Source organism: Micrococcus sp. IITD107 (assembly GCF_041927415.1).
Taxonomy (GTDB): Bacteria; Actinomycetota; Actinomycetes; order Actinomycetales; family Micrococcaceae; genus Citricoccus; species Citricoccus terreus.
The window spans coordinates 26,331-32,371 of sequence record NZ_JBHFFN010000012.1 but is presented as its reverse complement, the minus strand read 5'-3'; the positions used below and the strand labels follow the sequence as shown (position 1 = coordinate 32,371).

Genomic DNA, 6,041 nt, shown 5'->3' with positions numbered 1-6,041 from the left:
AGGTCAGGAGCAGGACGACCCCTGGAGCAGGGGGCTCCAGGGGTCGTCAGGTCCGGTGCGAATGGACGCGGTGTGGTTCGGGTCAGGCGACCAGGACCTGGCCGTCCCGGGACTGGGCTGCCGCCGCCTCGGAGTCGGACTTCAGTCCGACCAGGTCCTCGGAGAGCGCGCGGACCTTGTCCTCGATCAGGTCCACGATCTGGCGGACCTCCTCGATCGGCTTGTCCGTCAGCTTGGGCACATCGGTCCAGGAGATGACGGTGGCGCCGTGCACGTCCGGCAGGTCACCGGCGGTGTCGATGGCCACCACGTACTCGGCGGCACGCAGCACGTCCTCGGTGAGGGACTTCGGGTACATCTCCGAGAGGTCGATGCCGCGCTCGTTCAGGGCCTCCACCGCACGGTGGTGCAGGTGACCGCCGGGGGTGATGCCGCCGGAGCGGACGGCGACGGAGTTCTGCCGACCCATCAGGGCGGCGGCGATCTGGGAACGTCCGGTGTTGGACGGGCAGACGAAGAGGACCTTGGGCAGCGGGGCCTCGATCAGTCCCTCGGCCACGGCGTAGGCGTGCAGGCGGTCATCGCCCAGCCGTGCGGCGTGGGTGGGCAGGAAGGTCTTGATCCGCGCGGTGCGGTCCATCTCCTGGTAGGCCTCGAGTGCGGTGGCGCGGATCCGTCCGTGGTCCAGCAGCTCGCCCCACTTCTCGGTGAGCTCGGCGACCACGCGCTCCATGACCTGGTTCTGCACGATCGGGTTGCCGCCGGTGTTCAGGCCACGGGGCTCCTCGGCGCCGACCTGCGGCTGGCCGGTGTTCTGGTCAGTGGTCTCGGTCATGCGAGACACCTCCTGAGGGGTGTGAGGGTCGGCGTCACGCCGAGCGATGGGTGCTGTCCAGCGCTTCGCCCCGCCTCCAAGGTGAACGGAAGGTGAACAGCCTCTTAACCACTATAGTCCGGCCATGGGTGGACTCCAAGGAGGACATCCTGTAGGCGTGGAGGGTGCACACCGCTCAGCGTCAGGACCCCGCCTCCGACCCGGTCCGCAGCACCCCGGCAGACACCCCCACCTCAGCCACCCGCATTCCTCCCGCACACCCCGCGCCCCAGCCGCCCACCGGGCCTGTGGCCTTGGAGTCTCGCGCCATCTGGTCCGCCATCGTGTGCGGCCTGGTGGGCGCCGTCGTCGGGTATCTGGTCTTCTCCGGCTACCGGCCGCCGCTGTCCGGGCCGCACTCCGTGGGGAACGTGGCCGCCGTGAGCACCGCGGTGGCGGCGGGGCTGTCCTGCCTGGTGGGGTTCCTGCTGACCGCGCGGACCACGCACCGGTGGCTGATCCAGCAGCACTGGGCGTGGATGGTGGTGGACGCGACCGGCCTGGTGGTGGTGCACGCGGCGATCGCGATCATGGCCGGGCTGACCCTGTTCCGGCTGTTCCAGGAGTCGTTCGTGGGGCTGACGGTGGACCGGATCGCCGGGACGGTGATGGTCACGCTGATCACCGCCGTGGCCGGGTACCTGGGCTTCACCTCGGCCTCGCGCATCACCACCCGATCGCTCTCCAGCCTGCTCGCCGTGTTCATGGCGGCCGGAATGCTGGTGTCCATGCTGCTGGCCGAGAACCCGTTCTGGTGGCACGCGTTCTTCTCCGAACTGGGCACCGGGCAGGCCGGATCCTGGTCTTTCTGGACGTTCAACACCACCCTGGCCGTGTCCGGTCTGGTGCTCACCACCCTGGCCCGGTTCATCACCCAGGACCTGTACCCCTGGGCACGTGCGCGCGAGGCGGCGGGTGGCCGGACGGTGCGGATCGGTGTGCTGCGCTGGGGCCTGTTCGTGATCGGGCTGTGCATGGCGGTGGTGGGCCTGGTGCCGGTCAACGTCTCCGACCCCATCCACTCCAACGCGGTGCGGCTGCTCGGCGCCGTCTTCATCCTGATGCTGGTCACTCTGCCGATCTGGCTGCCGGGCTTCCCGGGTGCGTTCTACGCCGCCACGGGCCTGATGGTCCTGGTCGGTGTGGGCGCGGCGCTGCTGTGGTTCCCGCTGGGCTACTACAACCTCACCGGGTTCGAGCTGGCCATGGCCGGGATCGTGTACGCGTGGCTGGTGGTCTTCATCCGCTCGGTGGATGCCGTGGTCAGTCAGGCCGCGGCGGACGCGGGGGAGCCTGAGGGCTCCGCCCAGTTCCCGACGACGGCCGGCCCGTGAGTGCCCCCGTCACCTTGAGTGCCCTGGCTCGGGAGGGGGCCGTGCTGGCCGGTGCCGGGGCGGCGATCCTGCTGCAGGTGGCGCACCGGCCGGTGGCGGCGGGAGTGGATCGGCACTCGGACTTCACCCGGGACCCGATGGCGAGGCTCGTGCACACCCTGCAGTATGTGTACGCCGTGAGCCTGCCGGAGGCCGAGCCCGTGCGGGAGCGAGTGGCCGGCTGGGTGGACCGTGCGCATGCCCCCGTGCGCGGTGCGGATGACAATGGTGCGCGGTACTCTGCAGCGGACCCGGAGGCGCAGCTGTGGGTGGCAGCCACGCTCTACTGGGCTGCCGAACGCGTGCGCGGCCGGATGTGGGGCGTGCTGGATCCGGGTGCTGCGGAGGAGATGTACCAGGATTCTGCGGTGCTGGGGACGGCGCTGGGCATGCCGCGGGAGCTCTGGCCGGTGGACCGGGCAGCGTTCGAGCGGTGGTGGCAGCAGCGGCTCGGGGAGCTGGAGGTGACGGACGCGGCGCGTGCGATCGCCCGGGAGCTGTTCGCCGCTGAGCACGCTCCGGTGTGGATGCGGACGCTGATGCCTCTGGCCCGGATGCTGACCGCGGGGATGCTGCCGACGGGCGTGCGCTCGGAGCTGGGGCTGGAGCTGGATGTGGCCGGGTCCGTGCGGGATGAACGGCTGTGGTCGGTGCTGCGTGCGGTGTACCCCCGGCTGCCGCGCGTGATGCGCCAGGCCCCGTCCCGGTGGATCCTGCGCGGCCTCGGCGTCCGTGGGCGCTCCACCTGCCGTTGATCCCCTCACCCCGTCGATCCCCATCACCCCCGTCGATCCCCATCGCCCCCCCTCGATCCAGAACCAGTGGTGACCATCAGCTCCCGGGCCCGCCACTACTTCTGGCTCAACGTGGGCCTGGGGTGCGCCGAGCCTGGGAGGATGGCCCCATGAGCACCGCCGACCCCTCCACCCCGCACGCCGGGCCATCGTCGGCACCGTCTGGCCCAGAGCATGACGCAACCGCCACGGCCCACACCGCCCACACTCCCCACGCCTCCGGCCCCACGCCCTCGCCGGCGCAGGTCTCCCCGGTCTCGTGGATCTACCTCGCAGTCTGCGCCGTCCTGGTCTCGCTGAACCTGCGCACCCTCTACTCCTCGCTCTCAGCGATCCTGCCTGAGGTCACAGCGGCCACGGGTCTGTCCGGAGCCAGTGTCACGGTCCTGACCACCGTTCCCGTGACCCTGCTCGGTGTCTTCGCCCCGCTCGCGCCCGTGCTGGCCCGGAGGATCGGCGCGTGGCAGGTGCTGTTCGTCGCCATGCTGCTGCTCACGGTCGGCATGCTGATCCGCGCGCTTCCACCCTTCGGCTCCGCCCCGCTGGCCACCCTGCTGACGGGCACGGTCATCTCCGGGCTAGCGATCGCCCTGTCCAACGTGGTCCTGCCGAGCATCGTCAAGCAGGACTTCCGCAACCACATCGGTCTGATGAGCGGGCTGTACACCACGTGCGTGGCCGGTTCGGCGGCGTTCGGGGCGGCCCTGACCTTCCCGGCGCTGGAGTTGTCCGGCTCCTGGAACATCGCGCTCGGGCTCTGGGCCCTGCCGGCGCTCGCGGTCGCGGGGCTGCTGATCCCGGTGATCCTGCGCCATCGCTCCCGAGCGCACCTGGCCACCTCCACGTCCGGTCGCAGCCCCATGACCTCGGCCATCGCCTGGCAGATCACCGTGATGATGGTGTTCCAGTCGATGATGTCCTTCCCGATCTTCGCCTGGCTGGCCCCCATCCTGCGCGAACGCGGCATGGACGGCACCGCCGCCGGACTGGTGATCGCCCTGAACGTGCTGCTGCAGATGTCCGGGTCCCTGGTCGCCCCCATCCTCGCGGTCCGCATCCGCAGCCAGTCCCTGCTCAACGCGTCCATGGCGCTGCTCACCGGGATCGGCTGGGTGCTGTGCATCATCGGCCCGCTCGAGGGCGTGTGGGTCTGGGCGGCACTGCTCGGCCTGGGCCAGGGCAGCCTGACGGCACTGGCGCTGACCATGATCTCCCTGCGCAGCCACTCCACCCACATGGCCCTGCGCGTCTCCGGGATGATGCAGGGTCTGGGCTACGGCCTCGGCTCGGCGGGCACGCTGCTGGTCGGGCAGATCCTCACCGCCACGGGCGACGTCACCCCGGTGGCCACCCTGTTCGCCGCCACCTCCCTGGCCTGCGCGGTCTTCGGCTGGCTCGCCGGCCGCCCCCGTCTCATCCAGGAGTGACACCCGCCTCCTGCGCACGGTGACCTCCCCCCCCACCAGAGTGACCGGGGAATGTCACTCTGTGCCTGGAAGGGCGTTCGCCTGCCCGACGACGGCCACGCCGCTTCTCCGGCCGGCTCGCCTCAGGCGCGGTGAGCGTCCTCCTCGGGGCGCTGGACCAGGTCACCGGACGCGTAGACGTCGATGGTGGGGGTAGGGCGGCGGAAGCCGCGGGTGATGATGGCCAGGTAGGCGACGCCCACGGCCATCCAGATCAGACCCACGATCAGCGTCCGGCCGTTGAGCGAGGTCCACAGCCACACCGTCAGGCCGAAGCCGATCAGCGGGAGGACCAGATTGGTGAGCACTGCGGCCCCGCTGCGCTCCTTCTGGTCGATGAAGTAGTGCTTGACCACGGAGAGGTTCACGGCGGAGAACGCCACCAGGGCGCCGAAGCTGATGATCTCGGCGAGCACGCCCAGGTCGATCAGCATCGCCATCAGCGACCATGCCGAGACCACCAGGATGGCGATCACCGGGGTGGCGAACCGGGCGGAGAGGCGGCCGAACACCGAGCGAGGGAAGACTCCGTCGCGGCCCATCGAGAAGATGATGCGCGAGACCGAGGCCTGGGAGGTCAGTGCTGAGCCGATGCAGCCGGCCACGTAGGCGGAGATGAAGAACGCGCTGAGGAAGGTCCCTCCGGCCGAGGCCATCACGTCCAGGGCACCGGAGTCCGGGTCGGCGAACTGATGCGAGGGATGCACCACATGGCTGACGTAGGAGAGCAGGATGAACAGCAGTCCGGCCGAGACGGTGGCGATGATGATGGCCCGGGGGACATCACGGGTCGGCTCCTTGGCCTCCTCGGCCATGGTGGAGACCGCATCGAAGCCCAGGAAGGACAGGCACAGGATGGCTGCGCCGGCCATGACCGGTCCCAGCCCGGTCTCGGTGCCGTCTCCGGTGAGCGGACGCAGCAGGTCCACGTCGCCCGTGCCGGATAGGGAGACCACGCTCAGGGCGATGAACACCCCGATGAACACCACCTGGGCGGCGATGATCACCGTGCTGGCCCGGGAGACCGAGGTGATGCCCACGATGTTCAGCACCGTCACCAGGGCGATCGCGGCGAGGATGAACACCCAGGAGGGGACCGCGGGGAAGGCCTCACCCAGGTAGATGCCGATCACCAGGTAGTTGATGGTGGGCAGGAACAGGTAGTCCAGCAGCAGGGACCACCCGGAGACGAACCCGATGCCCGGTCCGAAGGAGCGCTGGGTGTACGTGTACGCGGATCCGGCGAACGGATATGCACGGGCCATCCGGGCGTAGGACATGGCCGTGAACACCATGGTGGCCAGCGTGATCATGTACGCCACCGGGACGCGGCCGCCGGTGACCTGGGTGACGATCCCGTAGGTGGTGAACACGGTCAGCGGGACCATGTAGACCAGACCGAACAGCACCAGGGAGGGCACACCGAGCACGCGCTTGAGCCGGGTGCCGTCCGCGGAGGCCGGGGCAGCGCGTCCGGTGGCGGCGGGCGATGAGGGTGCGGCGGGGCCGGTGGATGAGTGGGACATGGCTACCT

The 6,041-nt window shown here is 69.9% G+C and carries 5 protein-coding genes; 3 read left to right on the top strand and 2 right to left on the bottom strand.

All coding sequences use genetic code 11. The annotated features are described in order from the left end of the window. Positions 1 to 82 precede the first annotated feature (82 nt). Positions 83 to 835, bottom strand: a complete 753-nt coding sequence (locus ACEXHE_RS13315; protein ID WP_374786159.1) for a low molecular weight phosphatase family protein — start codon at positions 833 to 835, stop codon at positions 83 to 85. Positions 836 to 999: 164 nt separating this feature from the next. Between ACEXHE_RS13315 and ACEXHE_RS13310 the strand changes: the two genes are divergently transcribed. From ACEXHE_RS13310 to ACEXHE_RS13300, 3 genes are all read left to right on the top strand, one after another. Beyond that, positions 1,000 to 2,208, top strand: coding sequence for a hypothetical protein (locus tag ACEXHE_RS13310; protein ID WP_374786158.1), 1,209 nt, complete (start codon positions 1,000 to 1,002; stop codon positions 2,206 to 2,208). Continuing rightward, on the top strand, positions 2,205 to 3,002 hold the full coding sequence (locus tag ACEXHE_RS13305; protein WP_374786157.1) for an oxygenase MpaB family protein: 798 nt from the start codon (positions 2,205 to 2,207) through the stop codon (positions 3,000 to 3,002). The genes ACEXHE_RS13310 and ACEXHE_RS13305 overlap by 4 nt, the downstream gene beginning before the upstream one ends. Before the next feature lie 149 nt (positions 3,003 to 3,151). Next, positions 3,152 to 4,468 (top strand): MFS transporter, encoded by a 1,317-nt coding sequence (locus ACEXHE_RS13300; protein WP_374786156.1) that lies wholly within the window; start codon positions 3,152 to 3,154, stop codon positions 4,466 to 4,468. A gap of 122 nt (positions 4,469 to 4,590) precedes the next feature. Here the strand turns inward: ACEXHE_RS13300 and ACEXHE_RS13295 are convergent, their stop codons facing one another. Continuing rightward, positions 4,591 to 6,033 (bottom strand): APC family permease, encoded by a 1,443-nt coding sequence (locus ACEXHE_RS13295; RefSeq protein WP_374786155.1) that lies wholly within the window; start codon positions 6,031 to 6,033, stop codon positions 4,591 to 4,593. Between the last annotated feature and the right edge of the window lie 8 nt (positions 6,034 to 6,041).

Excerpts from the sequence above, each read along its gene's own strand:
- ACEXHE_RS13295 (WP_374786155.1), bottom strand. The coding sequence starts at position 6,033 with ATGTCCCACTCATCCACCGGCCCCGCCGCACCCTCATCGCCCGCCGCC.
- ACEXHE_RS13300 (WP_374786156.1), top strand. The coding sequence starts at position 3,152 with ATGAGCACCGCCGACCCCTCCACCCCGCACGCCGGGCCATCGTCGGCA.
- ACEXHE_RS13315 (WP_374786159.1), bottom strand. The coding sequence starts at position 835 with ATGACCGAGACCACTGACCAGAACACCGGCCAGCCGCAGGTCGGCGCC.